This is a genomic window from Micromonospora sp. LOL_015, assembly GCF_048060275.1.
Classification (GTDB): Bacteria; Actinomycetota; Actinomycetes; order Mycobacteriales; family Micromonosporaceae; genus Micromonospora_E.
The window spans coordinates 173,648-194,058 of the sequence record NZ_JBHMIO010000007.1; the positions used below are offsets into that span (position 1 = coordinate 173,648).

The window sequence follows — 20,411 nt, forward strand, 5'->3', positions numbered from 1 at the left end:
TTCGGCAAAATGGGTCCACCGACAGCAAACCGGCTGCCCCTCGACCGGACCTTGAGCCGGTACGCCGGACGGAACCTGAGCCGGTACGTCGGACCGGGCCGGGCACCGACGCGGTGCCCGGCCCGGTCCGGTCGGCTCAGGACGCGGCGGGTGCCGCGACCGGCTTGGCGTCGCTGCCACCGGCATCGGTCGGCGCGTCGGCACCGTCGGTGGCAGACCCGTCGGTGGAGGTGCCGGCGGCCGGCGGCGGTGCGGCCGGCAGACCGCGGAAGCCGATCAGACCGGTCAGCAGGCTCAGCCCGACCCAGACGAACAGGGTGGCGATGCCGAGGTGCAGTGCCTCGTTCAGCGCCTCCGGCCCGACCTGGCCCTGCTCAGCGAGGTCGGTGAGCCGGCCTTGCAGCACGGACGCGGAGATGGCCAGGGCCAGCGCCCCGCCCACCTGGGTGGCGACGTTCAGCACGGCCGACGTGGTGCCGGCGTCGTCCTCGGTGGCCATCGAGGTCCCGACCGTCGGGGTCGGGATCAGGCAGAGGACCAGGCCGACACCGAGCAGCGTGGTGATCGGCAGCATGATCGTCCAGTAGGACCCGCTGGTCGGGGTGCGCATCAGCAGGACCAGCATGACGGCCAGCAGCACGGTGCCGACGACGTACGGGATCTGCGCGCCGATCTTCGGGATCGCCTTGGACAGCGGACCGGCCACGATCATCATCGCAAGGGTCGTCGGCAGGTACGCGAGCCCGGTCTCCAGCGGCGAGTAGCCGAGGATCGTCTGCATGTAGATCGGCAGCAGCATGAAGCACGGGATCATCAGACCCGCGGTGAAGAACTCACCCAGGCTGCCGGCGACCACACCGCGCAGTTTGAACAGCCGCAGCGGCAGCAGCGGTGCCTCCGCCCGGTGCTCGATGGCGACGAACGCCGGCAACATCACGGCCGCGACCAGGAACGCCGCCAGGGTACGGACGTCGGTCCAGCCGTGGTCGGCGACGCTGACGATGCCGAAGACCAACGTACCGAGGCCCAGGGTGCCAGTGAGTCCACCGAGGATGTCGGCCTTGGGGCGTGGCCCGGTCGGCGCGCCACCACGGATCAGCCACAACGCGCCGAAGGTGAGCACCACCGCGATCGGGATGTTGATGTAGAACGCCAGCCGCCAGTTGACGTCGACGATGGCGCCGCCGAGCAGGGTGCCCAGCCCGGCGCCGACGCCGATGACCGCGCCCCAGACGCCGAACGCCTTGGCTCGCTCGGCCGGGTCCCGGAACGAGACGACCAGGATGCTCAGGCAGGAGGGGGAGAGGCCGGCGGCGGCCAGACCCTGGATGGCCCGGGCGATCAGGATCTGGTCGTCGGTCTGCGCCATCGCGGCGAGCAGCGACCCTGCGGTGAACAGGGCGAGGCTGCCGAGGAACATCCGGCGCCGACCGATCACGTCGTTGAGTCGGCCACCGAGCAGCAGCAGACCGCCGAACAAGATGATGTAGTTGTTGAAGACCCACTGCAGCCCGATCGGGGACAACCCGAGGTCGCGCTGCAGCTCCGGGCCCATCACGCTGGCCACGGTGGTGTCGAGCGCGATCATCAGCTGCCCGACCGAGACGACGACCAGCACCAGCCAGCGCCGGCTGTCGGGGACGGGCCCGCCGGACGCTCCGGCCGGCTCAGCGGCCTTCTGTTCCTGGTTTGTCATGGCTTCCTCTCGACCTGAGATGGATTCGGGGATGGCTGTGCCGCAGAGCTGGCAGGAACGGCGGTTGATGCCGACCCGCGAGGGTGGTGAGGTTCGATACGAGGCTGACAGGAGCGGTGCTCTCTATCAAGACTATTGCTCATGAGTACGACCCATGCTCTAATTCGTGGTACCCGGTCGGGTAAGCTTCGGCGGTACTGACCTGCACGATCGGTGCGGTGGTGCCCGGTGCCGGGACCGACGGGACCGCTCGAAGGAGGAGAGGCCTTGGCTTCCGCACGCGCGCTGCGGGAACGCGTCCGCAAGGAACTGACCGACGAGATCGTCGGGATCGCCAAGGCGCAGCTCGCCGACCGGGGTGCCGAGAACCTCTCCCTGCGGGCGATCGCCCGGGATCTCGGCATGGTCTCCTCAGCTGTCTACCGCTACTTCCCGAGCCGTGACGACCTGCTGACCGCGCTGGTCACCGACGGCTACAACTCCGTCGGCACCGCCGTCGAGCAGGCCGACGAGGCGGCGGCGGCCGACGACTTCGTGGGCCGGTGGCGATCGGTCGGGCAGGCGCTGCGCAGCTGGGCGATCGAGCACCCGCACGAGTACGCACTCCTCTACGGATCACCGGTACGCGGCTACCACGCCCCGGAGACCACTGTGCAGGCGGCGATGCGGGACAAGGTGGTGCTCGGCCGGATCATCAGCGACGCGTACCGGGCCGGAGAGCTGCGTACCCCGCCGACCGCCCAGGCCACGCCCGAGTCGCTCGGCGGTGATCTCGAGCGGGTGCGCTCGGCCGTGCTCCCAGCCGTACCCGACGAATCCGTCATCGCCGCGCTGGCCGCGTGGAGCGGGCTGTTCGGGATGCTCAACCTGGAGCTGTTCGGTCACTTCAACAACATCATCGACGACCGGGCAGCCCTGTTCGACCAGGCCCTGACCCGCCTGGCCGAGTTGGCCGGACTGCCGACCTGACCCGCCACACCACGCCCGAACGCCGCCACGCCGGAACACCGTGGCACACCACGCCCGAAATAACTGGAGACTGTCCGTGCGGATCATCGTCATCATCTGCTCAGCCGTGCTCATCATGGAGTTCGTCCTGCACGGCCTCGCCATGTACATCGGCATGGAGGCAGGCATCCAGCCGTTGCAGAACCACTTCGGATTCCGCCCCAGCCGGGCGTTGACCCTGCTGATAGCGGTCCTCGACACCCTGGCCGCCGCCGGCCTGGTGATCGGCATCTGGCGGCCGGAGATCGGCGCCATCGCCGCTGGCTACACGATGGCCTTCTTCGGCATGATGCTGATCCTGCGTTTCTACCGAAACCTCGGTGGAATCCTGCCACCCGACTTCCCGCTCTTCTTCGCCCTCGGCGTGGTCGTCCTGGTACTGCAGCTGATGCGTTGACGCCCGCAGCCCGCAGCCCGCAGCGGACGCGAGTCGGAGCCGGTGGGCGAAGCGGCCCCAGCGGGCGCGGTTGGCGCGGCGGCCACCGCACCGGTCGGGCCGGCCGGTACCCGCACAATATTCCCGACTGGTGATCGGCGTGGAACGATGGGCGGATGCCACGAGGTGCGAAGGCGGGCGAGGAGCGGGCCGGGGTGCCGTTGACCAACCTCGACCAGCCGCTGTTCGACGGCGCCGGTGCGACAAAGCGCGACCTCGTCGACTATCTCGACGCGGTGCACGACCGGATCGTCCCCGCGCTGCGCGACCGGCCGCTATCGGTGGTCCGGGTCCGACCCGGCCAGCCACCGTTCATGCAGAAAAACCTGCCCGGGTACGCACCGGACTGGATCGCCACCGCCGAGGTGTGGGCGGACCGCTCCCGGCGGATGCTGACCTACGGCCTGTGTAACGACCGGCGGACCCTGCTCTGGTTCGCCAATCAGCGGTCGGTCGAGTTCCATCCGACGTTGACGACAGCCGGCGAATGGGCGTACCCGACGCACCTTATCCTCGACCTCGACCCGCCGCCGGGCGGCGCGTTCCGGTCGGCGGCGCAGACGGCCCTGCTAGTCCGCGAGGTGCTGACCTCGTGCGGCATGGCCGGGGCGGTGAAGACCAGCGGCGCCAAGGGCGCGCACGTGTTCGTGCCGCTGACGGGTGACGCCGACCATGCCGACGTCGCCGCGGCGACCCGGGCGATCGCGGCCCGCGCCGAACGCCTGGACCCGGCGCTGGCGACGACGGCGTTCATCGTCGAGCAGCGGGACGGCAAGGTCTTCCTCGACTCGACCCGGGCCGGCGGCGCGACCGTGGTCGCCCCGTACAGCCCACGGCTGCGGCCGGGGCTGCCGGTCTCCTTCCCGCTGGCCTGGGAAAGGCTGGAGGCGGCGGTGCCGACCGACTACACCATCGGTACGGTGCCGTCCCTGCTCGGCGACGGCGATCCGTGGGCGGCGCTGATGCCGCCGCCGCAGCGCCTCGATTCCGGCCTGGTCGAGCAGGGCCACGGCATCCCGATCGCGCGGGTGGTCGCGATGCACGAAGGCAAGCGCCGCGCCGCCGAACGCCGTAGACGCGAGGCCCGGGAGCCCGACGGTGGGCCGGGCTGACGCTGGCCGGGTACGACGGTCAGTCGATTCGGCCGAGCGGCTCGCGCTTCTCGGCCTGGAACACGTCCTCGGTGCGGCCGCGGGCCCAGTAGCCGGAGATGGAGATTGCCTCGCGGGGGATGCCCCGTGCCTGGAGCACCTTGCGGACAGCCTTGATCGACTCACGCTCGCCGTGGGCGAAGACCTGTACGGCGCCGGGAGAGTCCTCGGCGGGCGGCCAGGGCCAGTCCTCCATCGCGCGGGCGAGGAACACGGTGTCGCCGTCGTCGGTGTTGACCAGCCAGTTCACCGTCACCTGGGCGGGGTGTTCGAGGTCGATGATGTCGGCCGGTTCGGTGATCTCGAGGTGCGCGACGCCGCGCGCGTGCTCCGGCAGTGCCTGCAGGGACGCGGCGATCGCTGGCAACGCGGACAGGTCCCCGGCGAACACGTGCCAGCCGACCGCCGGGTCGGGCGCGTACGCCCCGCCGGGACCCGACAGCACCAGCCGGTCGCCGGGCGTGGCCTTGGCCGCCCAAACGGCCGCCACCCCGGCGTCACCGTGGGTCACGAAGTCGATCGCCAGCCGCCGGGTGGCCTGGTCGAACCAGCGGACCGTGTAGGTACGGGTCACCGGCCGTTGCCCGGCCGGCAGGGTGGTTCGCAGCGCGGCGAGGTCGTAGGGGGGCTCCAGCCCGAGCGTGGGGTCGACGAACAGCAGTTTCACGTACGCGTCGGTGTGGCCGGCGTAGCTGAATTCAGCCAGCGACGGTCCGGCGAGAACCACCCGCACCAGATGCGGCGTCAGCCGCTCGGTGGACTCGACCGTGAGGACGTGCTGATTCGGTGCCTTCCGCCGGGTCGTCGCCATCGCGTGTTCCTCCGCTTCGCTGCTCCTTCTTAGGTTAGGCGAGCCTACTTCGCAGCGCACTGCGTGGCGACGAGGGCTGGTACCTCGAGCGCGGCCGAGCGCGTTTGGCCGGCGTCTCGTCGGTGCGGCGTGACCCGGGGCGACCTCGTCGTGTATCGGCTCCGACATGGCTTGCTAACCGCGCCGCAACAGCCAGGGCGACATCGCCGCAACAAGCTCTACCAAATCTCGTCTCTAGTCTATCGGGACGAGAGTGAGATGGTCGCTACGCAGAGTGCGGTCTCGGAACGGATCCTGGTGCTGGAGAGCTCGGCGTCCTTCCTCGGCCTGTTCGCCGAACTGGAGCCCGGTCACCTCGTCACCGCCCGGGTGACCGGCGGCGCGGGCGCGGCACTGGGCAGGCGGGTGCACGTGCGGAGCTAGCCGCGCCACGTGGCGCTGCACCCGGACCGCTCGCCGGCGGGCCACGACCCGCAGTGACAGAACGACCAAGACCAGTGCGATGAGCCAGCGACTCAAGGAGAACGACATGACATACAACCAGGTGCACCCCCAAGAGCCACGCCGTCGAGATCATCGACCGCAGTGCGACGCTCAGCAAGCTGAACGACGCCCTGGAGATCGACTCGCGAAGACCCCCGTCGTGCAGATCGACATGCACGTACGGCAGATTGACAAGGACTGGTCGTCGTTCCCGCAGAACGTGGCCGAGCGGATCCTGCCGAACGCCGCCGCCTTTCTGTACGCCGGCCGCGAGCTCGGGCTGCCGGTCATCCACGTCATGATCTACCAACGGCTCGTCGAGCGCGGCATGCAGCCGCGGGCCCAAGCCGGGTGACTACATCATCAACACCAAGCGGCGGATGTGGACGCCGATCGTCGTCACCGACGCGGTGGGCTCCACCCACGGCAAGGACCTGCACGGTGCGGGACAGCTCGCTCCCGCTGGCGGCCCGACTGTGCGCCGAGCGGATCACCGAGGCGGAGCTGGCCGAGGCCGAACGGATGCAGGAGGAGATGGAACGCGACCCGGATCTCGGCAAGTACGTCGAGCTGAACCGGACGTTCCACGTGTTCCTGTACAACGCGGCGCGTTCGCCGCGTCTCACCCCCAGATGCTGCTGTCGCTGAGGTCGTCGACGCCCGGCATGCTCTCGGTGGCGTCCACCCGGTCCAAGGAGCGGCGACTCGACGGGCTCGACGAGCACCGGCGCTTCCTGAAGGCCTGCCGCGACCGGGACCTCGACGCGGCGGAGGCCATTTTCCGTACCACTCGTCTCCTGCCTTCGACGAGATGCTGGCCATGCTGGAACACCAGCCGACCGACTGACGTCCCGGCCGTCCCGGCGGCCGCCGGTGTGCCCCCGCTGCTCGACCTCGTTCCGGTCCGCCGGATCCTGCACCCCGGGATGCCGGTCAACGCCGTCGTGTCGATCCTGCTGTGCCTGTACCAGAGCTACGCCGTACTCACCGTCGGACAGCTGCTCACCGGCTTCGCCAGCGGCCCCGTGGCGCTCTGCGGTCAGGCGCTGATGGACGACCTGACCCACAGCGACCCGAAGGCCCGCGACCGGGGCTACTCGATGCTGCAGGCGTTCGTCAGCATGGGCGCCGCCTCGGCGCTCGCGCTGGGCGCGTTCGCCGGGCTGGATGTGGTGGCCGTCGCGCTGACCCTGGTCCTGCTCGGCACCTGCCTGGGCGCGCTCATGCCGCTGTCCGTGGCGATCAGTGTCACTGGAACCAGGAGCTGCGGGCGACCGCAGCCGCCACCGAAGGGCTCCTCGGTGCCGGCCAACGCGTCGCTGGGCGTCACCAGGTGCTTACCGTGCTGACACTGTCGGTCGCGGTGCCGGGGCCCGGTGGCGGTCCCGGCGCTCGGCGGTGGCTCCTGCGGCGCCACGGCGGGACGAGTCCGAAGAACCCGGCCAGCCATTGATGCTCTTCGATTGAGCGCCCCCGATGTCAGTCGGCGGGGGCCCCCGAGGCGGGGCGGGTGGCCGCGACCGGGTCGAGCGTCGGTCCGGTGGGTATCCGCGAGACCAGCGTGGTCGGCACGTCGGTCGCCTGGTCCGCCGAGTAGCCGAGCTGCCCGAGGACGGTCGCGTTGAGCACCGGGAACTTGATGCCGAGGTCGGTGACGACGTAGTACGGGCCGGGATCGGCGGTCGGCGCGCCAATCACCCGCACGACGGCGACCCGGCCCGGCGGCACCAGCACATAGTCGGCGAGGATCACGCCGGCGCGGGTAACCGAGCCGGTCGGTACGGCCTCGTCGAGGCCGGCCACCGTACCGCCGACAGAGGTGATCGTCGGTACGGCGCGTGCGTCGCTGGTGACCGCGCACAGCGCGTCGCCGGTGGCCGGTCGGATCAGCGTGGGCGGCGTCGCGGGCGGCGCACTGTCTCCGGCCGCTGGCCGTACCTGGCTGCTGATCGGTGCCGACGTGGCCTGGGACACAGGTATCTCGACCGGCTCCACGGTGAACTCGGCGCGCAGGATGTTCTGCTGCAGCTCGGTGATCGGAGCGAGCCCGTCGTCGAGGACGAGGTAGTACTGCGGCCCCGAGCCGGTCTGCGTGGCCAGCACGTCGCCGATCGCCCAGCCGTCCACTTCGCCGGACGGCTGGTTGCGGCCGCTGAACGCGACCCGTTCGATGGCGTTGCCGGCGGGCAGCGCGTTGAGCCACGCCGCGCCGACCGGTGCGGCGTCGACCTCTCCGAAGAGGGCGGGTACGACGTTGCGGGCGTCGCGGATCAGGAACCGGCGGCCGTGCCAGACGAGGTGCGTCGTGTCCTGCCGGGAGTCGCGGACCAGCACGCCCTCCTCCGCCAGCGACCGCCCGCCGACCGGTGCCCGAGACACGACCAGGGAGACGGTTTCGACGGTTCGGCCGGTGTCATCCCCGCTGGGCGCCGAGCAGATCGTCCAAGGTAGGCCAAGGTTCCTACTGGCCGGTGCCAGAGAGTTGGGCGCGCCCGGAATACCGATCGTGACGCCGCGGGGCGTGCTGGCCAGCGAGTTGCCAGGCACCCGGAACACGGGCGCGTCGGGGCGGCCGGAGGCCAGCACCGCCGACGCGTAGTTGAGCGTCGGGTGCAGTTTGCCCTGGAGGTAGATGAAGCTGGCGCCGGTCTCCTTCTCGATCACGACCGCGCCGTCGGCCTGCCACCTGTCGCTGTCGGCCTTGGTCATGATGCCGTAGATGCCGAACCCGGCGGCGACCAGGACGGCGATCATCAGGCCGCCGAAGATTGCGCCGACACCGCGGCGCAGCGGGGACTGCTGCGGGTCGGGCTCGCGCATCACGAAGGCAGAGATGACCCGTTGGGTGAGGAACTGGTACGAGTGGAGTTGGTCGCGTCGCGTGGCCATGTCTGGGTCACCCCCCGTCGGGGCGGGCGCCGACACGCGAACCAGGCCGCGTAGGCCGATCATCTTCTGGCTGCTGTCCGGTGCCGTCGCTCGCGTCGATCGTCACGGAGCCGGCCTCACCGGGCGCGACCTCCAGAGCATCGCGGATGCTCGGGTAGGCCCCCGAACGCTGCATCGAGACGACAAGTACGCGCGCCATCAATTCCTCCCCGTACTCCTTGCTGGAGAATCGTAGCGAGTGACTGCCCGCGTCCATCACCCAGGAGACGCCAGCCGTGCCCGACAAAATGCGATTGCTCCAAATTAGTGAGTCGGGTTCGGCGGAGCCGGCATGATCCAGTTGGATTGGTCGACCCGATCCAGGAAGGAGTCGGTTCCGAGGCCACTTGACAGGTCGATCGGGAGCCTGTTTCGTACTCCTGTCCTGGGCGTGTGGCGGGCGATGGTGCGGTGGGGGCACGGTGAGCGGTCTGCTCGGCATCTCGATCGTCAACTACCGCAGTGCGGCCGACACCGCCGGCCTCATCCGTTCCATCGTGACCGGCCGGACCACCGGTCCGCAGGCCGCCGGTCCGCAGGCCGCCGGTCCGCGCGTCGCGATCGCGATCGTCGACAACAGCGACCAGACCGCCGAACTGTCAGAGATCGCCGGGTCCGCCGAGCGTGCCGGCGTGACGGTCCGGGTGATCGCCGGGCACGGCAACGTCGGGTACGCCGCCGGCAACAACCTCGCTGCCACCTGGCTGCTGGCCGAGGGCGCCGACGTCATCTGGGTGCTCAACCCGGACACCCGGATCGTGGGCGGCGGGCTCGCCTCGGCCCTCGACGTGCTGCGCGCCGGCGACCGCGCGATCGGCGCGACGGCCAGCGTCGCGCCGGGGGGCGGACCGGGCGGCGGACCGGACCTCGGCATGGTCGACCTGTGGACCGGCCAGAGCGGACGACCGCCCGCCAGCGGGGTGGCAGGGGCGAGCAAACTGGTCTACGCGGCCGGCCACTCGCTGCTCGTCACCCGCCGCGCGTGGCAGGATCTGGGCGGGTTCTCCGAGGACTTCTTTCTGTTCTACGAGGAGGCTGACATAGCGCTACGCGCGGCCCGGTTGGGCATCCCGACCACAGCGGTCCCGGACCTGGCCGTCGAGCACACCGGCGGCGTGGCGACCGGGGCGACGGCGGACATGACGGTCAAGTCGACCACGGCGTACTTTCACGCCAGCCGCAGCTGCATGGTCTTCTTCCGCAAGCACTACCGGCACCGGGTGCCGTTCGCCGCCGCGGCCCGGCTCGGCTACGCCGCGAAGGCGCTGCTCGCCCGCCGCCCCGACGCGGCGACCGCCGTCATCCGGGGCACCGTCGCCGGGCTGCGGGCATGACGAGCCAAGAGCTGGGGCCGGGCCGGTCCAGTCCGGGCCGGCCCAGGCCAGCGGCGTACGCGATCCGGCGCGCGGTCGGCAGCGCGACGGTGATGTACGTGGCCGCGCTGGCCATGTCCGGTTTTGCCATCCTGCTGAGCGTCGCGCTGCCGCCGGCAGAGCGCGGCCTGCTGGTCGCGACGACGACCAGCGCGACCGTCGGCGTCGCGGTCGGCGGCCTGTCACTGGAGACGTTCATGCTCGCGCAGGGCAGCGACTGGCTACGGGAGCGGTCCGGGCGGCGCAGCCTCGCCGTCTACGCCGCCACGGTGCCGCTGTCGGCCACGCTGGGCTGGGTCTTCGCCTGGTACGCGGAGGCGGCTGCGCCGGCACTCGCGGCAGCTGGGGCGGCGTGCGTCGCGGCCGGCACCATGCCCGCGGCGGCGGGCCTGACCCTCGGACGGTTCGTCGCCGTCTACCGCCAACGCGCGCTGTTCGCCGCCACCGCGCCCCTGCTCTACCTCGTGCTCATCCTCGCCTCGGTCGACGACGCGACGGTCTGGCTGCTGGCCTGGCTTGGCTGCCAGGCGGTGATGGCCGTCGCGATGTGGGCGGCGCACGGGGCACCATTGGGCGCGATGGCGCGGCGCACCTCGGCGGAGCCCGAACGCCTCGCCCGGCTGGGCCTGACCCACACCGGCGCGGTGGCACAGATCTTCACGTACCGCTTCGACCAACTCGCGCTGGCCCGCTACCAGGGCGCGGACGCACTGGCGATCTACTCCCTGGCGGTAGCGGCGATCGAATTCTCCCAGGCCGGCGCGGTCGTCGCAGCCCAGCGGACGCTGCGCGACCACGAGGAAGGCTCGGCCGACCGGCTGCGCAGGGTGCTGCGCCGGGCCGTCTACCTGGCGGTCGGCATGGGAGTGCTGGTGCTCGCCGGGCTGGCCGGCATCGGGGTGCTGACCAGCGGGTACGCGGCGGCGGTGCTGCTCGGCGCGCTGCTGGTGCCGCGCAGCGTCGCGGTGTCGGTCGGTAAGGTCCTCAGCGCGCGCCTGGTCAACCTCGGCGGCGAGCGCACCACCGCCGTGATCGCGCTCGGTACCGCGCTGGCCGCGGTGGTCGGCTATCCTCTCGTCGCCGCGCCGTACGGGGCGTGGGGCGTCGCCGCGCTGTCGGTGGCCCTGTTCGCCGCGCACAGCACGGTGCTGGGCCTCGCCGTCCGGTCCGGGGCCGGTCATCGGGTGGCGGGGGACAGGGTCAGTGGGCGTGGATAGCGACGGAACCCGCGTCGTCGCGGTGGTGCTCAACTGGAACTGCGCGGACGACACGATCCGCTGCGTCCGGGCGGTCGCCGCCGGCGGCGTCGTGCCGGAGGTGGTCGTCGTCGACAACGGCTCCACCGACGACTCCATCGCCAAGCTGCGCGCGCTCGGTGACGCGGTGACGCTGGTGCGGCTCGACGCCAACCTCGGCTACGCCGGCGGGATGAACGCCGGCATCAGGGTCGCGCACGACCGCGACGCGGCCTTCGTCTGGCTGCTGAACGCGGACTGCGTACCCCGGCCGGACACGTTGTCGGCGCTGTTGGCGCATGCGGACCGGTACGCGGTGTCCACATCGGCTCAGACGACGTCCGCGCGACCGGATGACCCCCGGCCGGAGCCGTACGTCGTCGCCGCGACGCTGCCGGGCGGCCGGGTACGGCCGTTGCGCTGCGCCGGGTGCGAGGTCGGTGCGCACGATGTGGACGTGGTGACCGGCGCGGCCATCCTCCTCGGCGTCGGTTGGGCCGTCCGGGTCGGCCTGTTCGACGAGCGGTTCTTCCACTACAAGGAGGAGTTCGACCTGGTACGGCGGATCGCCGCGGCGGGTGGTCGGATCGGCCTGGTATGCGCCTCGCAGGTGTGGCACCGGCGGGGCGGCAGCCTGGCCGGTTCGAGTCCTCGCGCGCAGTACTACCATCACCGCAACGAGATCCTCTATGTACGCAAGCACTACCCCCGTCCGCTGCGGCGGATCCTGATCGGGGAGCCGGTCCACTACAAGAACCTGGCCAGGTCGGTGCTCCGCCTCGTCGCCGGAGGCCGCAACGACCGGCACCGGGCGATCGCCGTCCTCGCCGGCTACTGGGACGGGCTGCGTGGAGTGCACGGCCCGACGGAGAGGTTCTAGCGTGCACGTCCTGTTCGTCAGCCACTCCGCCGATCTCATGGGCGCGGAGCGTTCGTTGCTCGCCCTGGTCGGCGAGGCGGTGCGGGCGCGCGGGCACCAGGTAACCGTCACGGTGCCCGGGGACGGGCCGCTGCGCGCGCAGCTCGCCGCGGCCGGCGCCGACGTGGTCGTGCTGCCGACCCGGCTGTGGATGGGCCGGCGGTACGGCCCTGCGGTCGGCGCGGTCCGGCTGCTCCAGGCGCTCGCCTCGGTTCCCCGATACCGGCGTCTGCTGCACCGAACGCGGCCGGACGTGGTGGTCACCAACTCGGCGGTGGTACCAGCCGGGGCGATCGCCGCGCGGATGTCCCAGGTGCCGCACGTCTGGGTGGTGCGGGAGAGCCTGCTCAGCAACCCGAGCCTGCGGTCCGTGCTGCCCCGGGCCGCGATCGCCCGGCTCATCGCGCGCCTCTCGGACGGCGTCGTGGCGGTTTCCGCGTACGTCGCCGGTCAGGTCACCAGCGCCGTGCCGACGGCGCGGACGAAGCTGCGGGTGATCCCGCCGCCGGTCGAATCCGGGCCGGACGCGGGCGGTCCGTCCGCGCCGGACGGTGTATCCGGGCCGGACGGTGTTTCCGGGCCGGGTGCGGACCGTCCGGTCGCACTGGAGCGGCTGCTGCTGCTGGGCCGGCACAGCGCCGAGAAGGGCCAGGCCGACGCGGTGGAGGCGCTGGCGATCTGCGCGCGCCAGGGCCGCGCGTTCACCCTTACGTTGGCCGGGGTCGGCGAAGGTGAAGCGCAGCGGGGCCTCGCCGACCTGGCCCGCCGGTACGGCGTCGAGACGCAGCTCGAAACCGTCGCGTGGACGGACGACCCGGCCGCGTTGTACGCGCGGGCGGACGCGACGCTGATGCTGTCCCGCAACGAGGCCTACGGCCGGGTGACGTTTGAGTCGCTCCGCTCCGGCACCCCGGTGATCGGCTACCGGGCGGGCGCCACGACAGAGATCCTCGCCGGTGGTGGCGGACTGCTGGTGGATCCCGACGCCGGTGCGCTCGCCTCGGCGTTGCTGAATCTGGCCGCCGACCAGGAAGCGTTCGGGCGGCTCGCGGCCGAGGCGTCACGGCGCGGGCGGGAGCTCGCCACCGAACCGTCCCCGGCCGCACGCTTCGTCGCGTACCTCGATGAGCTGGGCGCGGTCAGCTGATGTCGCACCTGCCCACGCTGCGCGGCGCGTCCCGGCCGGTGGACCCGGCCGTGGCGGTCGTCGCCGGGGTGGCTGCCGTCGCGGTCGGGGTGGTGGCGGCCCGGCAGCCGGTCGCGCTCGCCGCCGTGGCCGTGGTCGGCCTGCTCGCCTGGGGGCTGTGGACCCCGGATCGGCTCAACTACACGCTGTTCGCGGTCCTGCTGCTCGTCCCGGTCACCGCCGATCCGGGATACCCGGTCGATCCGGTATGGATAGTGCTGCTGGCGGCGACGGCGATCGCCGCGCTCGGCCGGATCCAGCGCTTCCAGCCGTACGCGCCGCTGCCGTCCGTCGGGATGCTGGGATTCGCGGTCCCGGCGGTCTGCGTGCTCACCGGCCTGATGTGGTGGACCGGCCCGAAGGACATTGTGATCGCCGTCGCGCCGCTGGCCTGCTACGCGCTGGTCGGCTGGCATGTCGTGGCCGAGGCGCGGGCCGGTGCGCCGGTGGTCCGCCTGGCGCGGGCGTTCGCCTGGGTCGCCGTACCCGTCACCCTGCTGGCCGTCTACCAGCGGATGTCCGGCACCTGGCCGATTCTCGACCAGTTGGCCATCAGCAACGCGTTCACGGCACAGGCGGGAGCCGGCAGGTCGGCCGGCACCATGGGACATCCGATCGTCTACGGCACGTACGGCATGCTGGCGATCTGCGTGGCCGTTGGCCTGCGCGGCCGGCTCTGGCAGGTGCCGTTCGCCGCAGGGGCGGTCGGCCTGCTGCTGTCCGGGTCGCGCAGCGCGTGGATCGGCACGGCCTGCGCGCTCGGCATCTGGTATCTGGCCCAGCCGCGCAAGTTCACCCGGCGCGGCGTCGGTTCGGTCGCGGCGTTCGCCGCCGCCGGCACCGTACTGGTGGCCGTCGGTCCCAAGCCGGTGCGGGACCTGACGGACCTCGTCCGGGCCCGCCTCACCAACGTCAGCGGGTCGAGTTCGGCGACGGCGCGCTACCGCCGTACGGAAGAGGCGTGGTCCGGCATCACGGACGGTGCCGGCAGCGCGCTGTTCGGCCTCGGCCCGGAGGCGCACGTGCGGTTCTTCCAGCAGATCGGCATCTCCGACGGGCAGGCACAGGCGTTCGACAACAGCTACCTCACCCTCTGGTACGACTTCGGCGTGCTCGCGCTGCTGGTGTTCGTGTCCATCCTGGCGGTCGTGCTGGTCAAGCTCAGGTCGCTGACGGCACGGATGCTCATCGTCGGGTTCGCCGTACAGATCTGGTTCTTCGATTTCTACCTGTGGCCGGGCGCCGCAGGGGTGCTGCTGCTCGCCGTCGGCATCGGCGCCGCCGAGTCGCTGCGACCCGTCGATTGTAGGCTCCCCGACCCGGCGCTGACGGCCTTGCGACGATGAGCGGAGCGGACCTGCTGCTAACATTGCGCCGCTATTCCGGCGGGGTGTGAGGTTCAGCGTGAAGCTTTCCGGGCGGTTCGCCCCGGCTCGGCTGCTCAGTCGGCCTGCCTCCGACGGGCCGGGCGACGGCGCGCCATCCGTACACCAGCAGTGGCACCAGCAGTGGCAGCAGCTCACGCTCGAGCGCCATCTGCGAGCCGTGTGGTCGCAGCGGTGGCTGGTGCTGGCGCTGGTGCTGCTCGGCGGCGCGGGCGCGGGTCTCGCGTCCGCCCAGCAGGAACCCATGTACCGGGCGGACGCCCAACTGTTCTTCGCGCCGAACTTCACCACCCGCGACATCGGCCAACTCAACGAGGGCGGCAACTACATCCTGCAGCGGGTGCGCTCGTATGCCGAGGTGGGCAACAGCCCCGAGGTGGCCGAAGCCGTCGTACGGCGACTCGGACTGCCGTACCAGCCTTCGGAGTTGACGCAGCGGGTCACGGTGACCGGCGCGGCCGGCACGGCGGTGCTCACCGTCGAGGTCCGTGACCCGGATCCGGTACGCGCCCGCGACATCGCCAACGCGATCGCGGCGGAGTTTCCCGCATACGTCGCGCGCCTGGAGAAGCCGACCGGCATCGACGAGTCACCGGTCAAGGTCTCGGTGACCCGGCCGGCGACGACGCCCTCGGCCCCGGCCACGCCGCAGGTCGCGGCCGACACCGGGCTCGGCGCGGCCGGGGGCCTGGCGATCGGAGTCCTCGTCGCAGTGGTCCGCTACGCGCGTGACCGCACCGTACGCGACGAGAGCCACGCGGCCGAGGTCGCCGGCACCGTCCTGCTCGGTGCCGTCGCGGCCGGCGGGGGGAGACCGCCGCTGGCGACCGGCGACGACACGGAGCCGCGCGTCGAGGTGTTCCGGCAGATCCGGGCCAACCTGCGGCTGCGCGCGGCCGGGCGCCGGTTCGCCAGCCTCACGGTCACCGGCTCGGTGTCGGGGGAAGAAAGAACGGCTACTGCGGCGAACATCGCCATCGCGTTCGCCCGGGCCGGCGAGCCGGTCGTGCTGATCGACGCGGACGTACGGAACCCCGGCGTACACCGGCTCTTCGACGTGCCGAACACGGTCGGCCTGACCAGCGTGCTGCGCGGCGAGGTCGCGGCCGAACAGGCCACGCACCGGCACCCGGACCTGCCGCTGTACGTCCTGCCGGCCGGCCCGGCCGGGCCGGGGCCGAGCGAGCAACTGCTGGCCTCGGACGCGCTGGCCCCGGCGCTGGAGTCGATGCGGCTCAGCGGCCGGTTCGTTGTGGTCGACGCGCCGTCGCTACTGTCCGATGCGGAGACGCTGCTGCTGGCGGGCGCGACCGACGCGACGCTGCTGGTGGCCCGGGTCGGCTCCACCCGCGCTGATCAGCTGGCCGCCGCCGCCGACGTGCTGCGTGCCCTACCTGTCAACCTGGTGGGCCTGGTGGCGACGCGGCGCGGGGTGGCGATGCGGCGCGGGCGCTAGGCGGTACCCGGTCGCCGGCACAGTCGCGTACGTTAATCCACATGAGCGATAGCGTCGCACTGCTCCTGCGACGTGTGGGGTTCGGTCCGACCTCGTCCGAGTTGGCCGCCGCGTCGAAGGCCGGGTACGCGGCCACCGTGGCGCGTCTGATGGATCCCGGAGAGCAGGACCGGGGTGCTGCGGCGGCGCCGATGCCGGAGCTTGGCCCCGACGCGTTCGACGATCTGCCCGACCCGGGCGCCGAGCGGCGCGCCGCCGCGGAGGCGCTCCGCCGCCAGCAGACCGACACGATCATCCGGTGGTGGCTCGACCGGCTGACCGTCGCCGACCACCAGGCCACTGAGAAGCTGCTGTTCTTCTGGCACGGGCACTGGGCGACTTCGATACGGAAGGTCGGAAGTCCGCAGTTCATGCTGGCGCAACACCAGAAGATGCGGAGCTCGCCGGCGTTCACCACAATGGCCCGCAAACTGGTCACCGACCCGGCGCTGGTCTACTGGCTCGACGGGCACACGAACACCAGACGGGCGCCGAACGAGAATCTTGCCCGAGAGCTGATGGAACTGTTCATGCTCGGCATCGGGCAGTACAGCGAACGTGACGTCAAGGCGGCCGGCCGGGCACTGACCGGCTGGAAGACCGACCTGAGCGTGCCTGCGACGGCGATCTTCGTGCCCAAGGACCACGATGCCGGGCCCAAGACCATCCTCGGCGCCACCGCGAAGTTCGACGCGCTTTCGCTGGTGGACCACCTCGCCGCCCGGCCGGCCTGCCCCCGGTTCATCGCGGACCGGCTGTGGTTCCGGTACGCGTCCGCCACCGAACCGATCCCGGAGTCCACCCGGGGGGAGATGGTCGCGGCGTTCCCGGTGGGCATCTCGATGCTGCGCGCCCTGGTCGAAGACGACCAGTTCCGCTCGGGGCGCTACCGGATGGTGAAACAGCCGATGGAGTGGCTGATCGGGGCAATGCGGCAGCTCGGCATCCGCCCGGCGCGACTCTCCGGCGAGGCCTTCCACACTGTCGTCAGCGGGCTCAAAGGTCTTGGACAGGTGCCGTTCGCGCCGCCGAGTGTAGCCGGCTGGCCGAGCGGGACCGCCTGGCTGACCTCCTCGGCAGCCCAGGTAAGGCTGGGCCTCGCCGGCGTACTCGCCGAGTTGGCCGGTGGTGCCTGGATCACGGTGGAGCGGTTGGCCGACGTACTCGTGGTTCCGACCTGGACCAACCGCACGTACGCGGCGTTGAAACAGGCGACGACACCGCAAGAGCTGATCACGCTTGGCCTGGCCAGCCCGGAGTACCTGGTGAACTAGCATGGATCCGCTGACCCGACGCACGTTCCTGCTGGCCTCCGGCGCGGTCGGCGGCGGTGCGCTCGCCGCAGCCGGCCTGGGCATCGCCGAGCTGCTCGCCAAAGGCGACAAGGGCGCTGAGCCCGGACCGGCCGACACGCTGGTGATCGTGACGCTGTACGGAGGCAACGACGGGCTGAACACCGTCATCCCGTACGCCGACCCGGCCTACCACTCCGCCCGGCCGGAGCTTGCCTACGCCCCCGAGGAGGTGCTGCACCTCGACGGCGTGCTCGGCCTCAACCCCGCGCTGGGCGGACTGAAGCGGCTCTGGGACGACAAGCGGTTGGCAGTCGTCCTCGGCGTCGGATACCCCCGGCCGGACCGCAGCCACTTCCGGTCGATGGACATCTGGCAGACGGCGTCGCCCGACGCACCGGTCCGATCCGGCTGGGTGGGGCGCTGGCTCGACGGGATCCAGGCATCGCCGGAAGCGGCTGTCAGCTTCGAGCCGGTGCTTCCGCCACTGCTGGCGGGCGAGACGCGGGCGGGAGCGAGTGTCACGCTCGGCGCACCCCAACTGCCCGCCGGGATCAGCGCGGAGATGGTCCGCGCGCTCGGGCGCGAACAGCGGGGCGAGGACGTCCTGCAGGCGCGGGCGGCGACCGCGCTGCACGATTTCCTGCGGGTGGACGGCCTGATCCGACGGGTACGGGAGTCCGATCAGCCGTTCGGGGCCGGCGAGCCTGGTCACCTGCCGGCCACCGGCACGGGCGGTGAGACGTCACTGGCCACCCAACTCGCGCTCGTGCACCGGTGCATCGAGGCAGGCGTACCCACCCGGGTCTACTCGGTCAGCCTGGGCGGCTTCGACACGCACGCCGACGAACGGCCCGCGCAGGAGCGGCTGCTCAAGGAGGTCGACGGGGCGCTGACACTGTTCATGGACCGGTTGGCGACGAGCCCGGCCGGGCGCAACGTCACAATCGTTGTCTACAGTGAGTTCGGCCGCCGGGTGCGCGCCAATGCCTCCGACGGCACCGACCACGGGACCGCCGGACCGGTCTTCGTACTCGGTCCCCGAGTCGTCGGGGGCTTTCACGGCGAACAGCCCAGCCTCACCAACCTCGACGACGGCGACCTGAAGGCGACGACCGACTTCCGGGACGTCTTCGGCACACTGCTCGCCTCCGTACTGCACGCCGATCCGGCCCGCTACCTGGAGGGGTACCAGCCGAAGCCGCTGTCCCTGCTCGCGCTGTAACTAGTGGTGGCGGTTGGGGCCGTGTGGGTCGGGCCCGACTTCGTTGGGCAGCGCCTCGTCGTCGGGCCACGTCTGGTCGTCGGGCGCTGTCCCCTGTCGCGCGGCGGGCGGCGCCTGGTAGGTGGGTGCAGGCGGCTGGTAGATAGGTGCGGACGCCTGGTAGATGGGTGCTGGCGGGTATTCCTGCGCCGGCTGTTGGGCCGGATCGGCGGGTGCCGAGGGGTACCCGGGCGTGGGCTGGTCCGGGTATCCGGGCACCGGCGAGAACGGGTATGTTGCGGCCGGGGACACCAGCTCGACCGACGCGGCCCGGCGGCGGGCACGGCGCCGCAGAAGCAGCACCACGAGCACGATCAGCCCGGTCACCAGCGCGCCGCCGGCCGCGCCGCTGGCCCAGATCAGCCAGCCGGCTCCGTCGGCAAATTTGTCTTCGATCTTCTGCAGTTCGGTGGCGTTCTGCCGGTACGTCTGCGCGACCGAGTTCACCGGCGCGTTCTCTACGACGGTGCCGAGCTGGCTGATGGCGGTCTCGTAGTCACCGGCGAAGTAGGCGTCGAGCCCGCTGCGGAACAGTTTGTCGGTCTCGCCCAACGCGTTGTCGACGCCCGCCTCGGTGAGCAGCGCGGTGATGGTTTGCATCGGCACTAGCGCACGGTTCGCCCGGTCGGGCAGTTCCAGGTCGTTGTCGAGCACCCCGACGACGTGGCCGTTCGTGTCGATCGCCATCCCGCCGAGCGAGTGGATGCCGACGTCCTCGTTGACCCGGTACAGCGACGCGGAGCCGCGGGTGCCGGTACCGATGACCTTCACCGGCTTGGAGCGCAGCGAGTACGTCGCCGTGCGGGGATCGACCTCGTCGGTGGCGTAGCCGACCACGACCAGCGAAGCCCCCGGGCCGAGGGTGCCCGACGACGCCAGTTCGACCGCGGGCAGGTTCTGCTGTTCCAGCTTGACCAGGGCGATGTTGCCGGCGTCGGCGTCCAGCACCTCGACCACCTCACCGGGGATCGCCGGGCTCTCCGTCAGACCGCCCGTGGGTGCCACGCCGAGCTGCCCGTACACCTGATGGTCCGGCTCGTCCGCGGCCTCGATGCCGGTGAAGATGCTCTGGCGGAGGTTGTCGGCGACGTAGCGGTCGAGTGCGTCGGCCTCGAGGGTTTTCTCCGCGATCAGGATGCGTCCGAGCGAGTAGAGGGCGTTTTGCGCCGCGGTGTCCTTCGCCGGCCGAACGCAGAGCCCGTTGGTGATCACCTCGCCGCCGGTGCCGACGACGAAGCCGCTGCACCGCCGGGTGAACGTGATCGGCGACGCGCGCAGCGGTGCGCCGGACTGCTTGTCCCGCAGGTATCCGGTGTAGACCAGTTCGACGTAGACCAGTGACGGCGAGGCGATCGCTAGGGCACGCTCATCCAGCGTGTACGGCGGAGCTGCGGCCGCCGGGGTCGGCGCCACAAGGGCCGCCAGCGCCACGGCGACCGCTGCCGCGTACGCGACGACGCCGGTCAGCCACGACGCGCCCGCGCCGACCGTACGGGATAAATCTCGCCTAACAGTCATTTTTGGACTCACAGGTTGGGCTGGTGCTGGTAGCCTCTTCCACCCTACGCACCAGTCGCGACCGCGACCGCCGAGGCCGAAGAGAAGCTGAACGCCGGCCGGGAGGCCGGGTCACCACGGTTTACGGTGCCGTTATGAAATTCGAGCGGATCACCGTCGACCCTGGAGGGCTTCCCAAAACTATTTCCAGGTCGGTTTAACGTAATCCGTAAACGCGAAAGATCTCCAACT

General features: G+C 71.2%; 19 protein-coding genes. 15 read left to right on the forward strand and 4 right to left on the reverse strand.

The annotated features are described in order from the left end of the window. Nucleotides 1–136: 136 nt before the first annotated feature. Nucleotides 137–1,696, reverse strand: coding sequence for an MFS transporter (locus ACFHWU_RS09860; RefSeq protein WP_416590348.1), 1,560 nt, complete (start codon nt 1,694–1,696; stop codon nt 137–139). A gap of 267 nt (nt 1,697–1,963) precedes the next feature. On the opposite strand from ACFHWU_RS09860, the gene ACFHWU_RS09865 reads away from it, so the two are divergent. The 3 genes from ACFHWU_RS09865 to ACFHWU_RS09875 all read left to right on the forward strand — a co-directional run bounded on the left by ACFHWU_RS09865 (nt 1,964) and on the right by ACFHWU_RS09875 (nt 4,252). Next, nucleotides 1,964–2,665, forward strand: coding sequence for a TetR/AcrR family transcriptional regulator (locus tag ACFHWU_RS09865; protein ID WP_416557164.1), 702 nt, complete (start codon nt 1,964–1,966; stop codon nt 2,663–2,665). A 76-nt stretch (nt 2,666–2,741) separates the two neighbouring features. Further along, nucleotides 2,742–3,101 carry a hypothetical protein gene (locus ACFHWU_RS09870; protein ID WP_416557165.1) on the forward strand — a complete coding sequence of 120 codons (360 nt, stop codon included), beginning with the start codon at nt 2,742–2,744 and terminating at the stop codon, nt 3,099–3,101. A gap of 155 nt (nt 3,102–3,256) precedes the next feature. Next, nucleotides 3,257–4,252, forward strand: coding sequence for a DNA polymerase domain-containing protein (locus ACFHWU_RS09875; RefSeq protein ID WP_416590349.1), 996 nt, complete (start codon nt 3,257–3,259; stop codon nt 4,250–4,252). A 19-nt stretch (nt 4,253–4,271) separates the two neighbouring features. Here ACFHWU_RS09875 and ACFHWU_RS09880 read toward each other — a convergent pair whose 3' ends face one another. After that, complete coding sequence (locus ACFHWU_RS09880; protein ID WP_416557167.1) at nt 4,272–5,102, reverse strand: siderophore-interacting protein; 831 nt, start codon at nt 5,100–5,102, stop codon at nt 4,272–4,274. A gap of 258 nt (nt 5,103–5,360) precedes the next feature. Here ACFHWU_RS09880 and ACFHWU_RS09885 point away from each other — a divergent pair, with 258 nt between their 5' ends. The 4 genes from ACFHWU_RS09885 to ACFHWU_RS09900 all read left to right on the forward strand — a co-directional run bounded on the left by ACFHWU_RS09885 (nt 5,361) and on the right by ACFHWU_RS09900 (nt 6,934). After that, nucleotides 5,361–5,525: a hypothetical protein gene (locus tag ACFHWU_RS09885; RefSeq protein WP_416557168.1), complete on the forward strand. Its 165-nt coding sequence runs from the start codon at nt 5,361–5,363 to the stop codon at nt 5,523–5,525. A gap of 220 nt (nt 5,526–5,745) precedes the next feature. Continuing rightward, the gene (locus tag ACFHWU_RS09890; RefSeq protein ID WP_416557169.1) at nt 5,746–5,940 is read left to right on the forward strand and encodes a hypothetical protein; all 195 of its coding nucleotides are present in this window, start codon (nt 5,746–5,748) and stop codon (nt 5,938–5,940) included. 86 nt (nt 5,941–6,026) lie between these two features. Next, the gene (locus ACFHWU_RS09895; protein ID WP_416557170.1) at nt 6,027–6,233 is read left to right on the forward strand and encodes an FCD domain-containing protein; all 207 of its coding nucleotides are present in this window, start codon (nt 6,027–6,029) and stop codon (nt 6,231–6,233) included. Next, complete coding sequence (locus tag ACFHWU_RS09900; RefSeq protein ID WP_416557171.1) at nt 6,218–6,934, forward strand: hypothetical protein; 717 nt, start codon at nt 6,218–6,220, stop codon at nt 6,932–6,934. The genes ACFHWU_RS09895 and ACFHWU_RS09900 overlap by 16 nt, the downstream gene beginning before the upstream one ends. A 130-nt stretch (nt 6,935–7,064) precedes the next feature. Here ACFHWU_RS09900 and eccB read toward each other — a convergent pair whose 3' ends face one another. Beyond that, nucleotides 7,065–8,474 (reverse strand): type VII secretion protein EccB, encoded by a 1,410-nt coding sequence (gene eccB, locus ACFHWU_RS09905; RefSeq protein WP_416557172.1) that lies wholly within the window; start codon nt 8,472–8,474, stop codon nt 7,065–7,067. Nucleotides 8,475–8,935: 461 nt separating this feature from the next. Between eccB and ACFHWU_RS09910 the strand changes: the two genes are divergently transcribed. The 8 genes from ACFHWU_RS09910 to ACFHWU_RS09945 are packed head-to-tail and all read left to right on the forward strand — an operon-like array spanning nt 8,936 to nt 18,623. Beyond that, nucleotides 8,936–9,847: a hypothetical protein gene (locus ACFHWU_RS09910; RefSeq protein WP_416590350.1), complete on the forward strand. Its 912-nt coding sequence runs from the start codon at nt 8,936–8,938 to the stop codon at nt 9,845–9,847. Next, nucleotides 9,844–11,103: a hypothetical protein gene (locus tag ACFHWU_RS09915; protein WP_416590351.1), complete on the forward strand. Its 1,260-nt coding sequence runs from the start codon at nt 9,844–9,846 to the stop codon at nt 11,101–11,103. The genes ACFHWU_RS09910 and ACFHWU_RS09915 overlap by 4 nt, the downstream gene beginning before the upstream one ends. Beyond that, nucleotides 11,096–12,001: a glycosyltransferase family 2 protein gene (locus tag ACFHWU_RS09920; protein WP_416557175.1), complete on the forward strand. Its 906-nt coding sequence runs from the start codon at nt 11,096–11,098 to the stop codon at nt 11,999–12,001. The genes ACFHWU_RS09915 and ACFHWU_RS09920 overlap by 8 nt, the downstream gene beginning before the upstream one ends. A 1-nt stretch (nt 12,002) precedes the next feature. Beyond that, on the forward strand, nt 12,003–13,187 hold the full coding sequence (locus ACFHWU_RS09925) for a glycosyltransferase (RefSeq protein ID WP_416590352.1): 1,185 nt from the start codon (nt 12,003–12,005) through the stop codon (nt 13,185–13,187). Then, a complete protein-coding gene (locus tag ACFHWU_RS09930; protein WP_416590353.1) occupies nt 13,187–14,572 on the forward strand; it encodes an O-antigen ligase family protein in 1,386 nt (461 codons plus the stop codon). The genes ACFHWU_RS09925 and ACFHWU_RS09930 overlap by 1 nt, the downstream gene beginning before the upstream one ends. 58 nt (nt 14,573–14,630) lie before the next feature. Next, entirely contained in the window at nt 14,631–16,067 is a 1,437-nt protein-coding gene (locus ACFHWU_RS09935; RefSeq protein ID WP_416568953.1) for a Wzz/FepE/Etk N-terminal domain-containing protein, read from the forward strand. A gap of 41 nt (nt 16,068–16,108) precedes the next feature. Continuing rightward, a complete protein-coding gene (locus tag ACFHWU_RS09940; protein WP_416590354.1) occupies nt 16,109–17,380 on the forward strand; it encodes a DUF1800 domain-containing protein in 1,272 nt (423 codons plus the stop codon). A gap of 1 nt (nt 17,381) precedes the next feature. Next, nucleotides 17,382–18,623: a DUF1501 domain-containing protein gene (locus ACFHWU_RS09945; protein ID WP_416557180.1), complete on the forward strand. Its 1,242-nt coding sequence runs from the start codon at nt 17,382–17,384 to the stop codon at nt 18,621–18,623. Here the strand turns inward: ACFHWU_RS09945 and ACFHWU_RS09950 are convergent, their stop codons facing one another. Further along, nucleotides 18,624–20,180, reverse strand: a complete 1,557-nt coding sequence (locus ACFHWU_RS09950; RefSeq protein ID WP_416590355.1) for a trypsin-like peptidase domain-containing protein — start codon at nt 20,178–20,180, stop codon at nt 18,624–18,626. It lies immediately after the preceding gene. Nucleotides 20,181–20,411 lie beyond the last annotated feature (231 nt).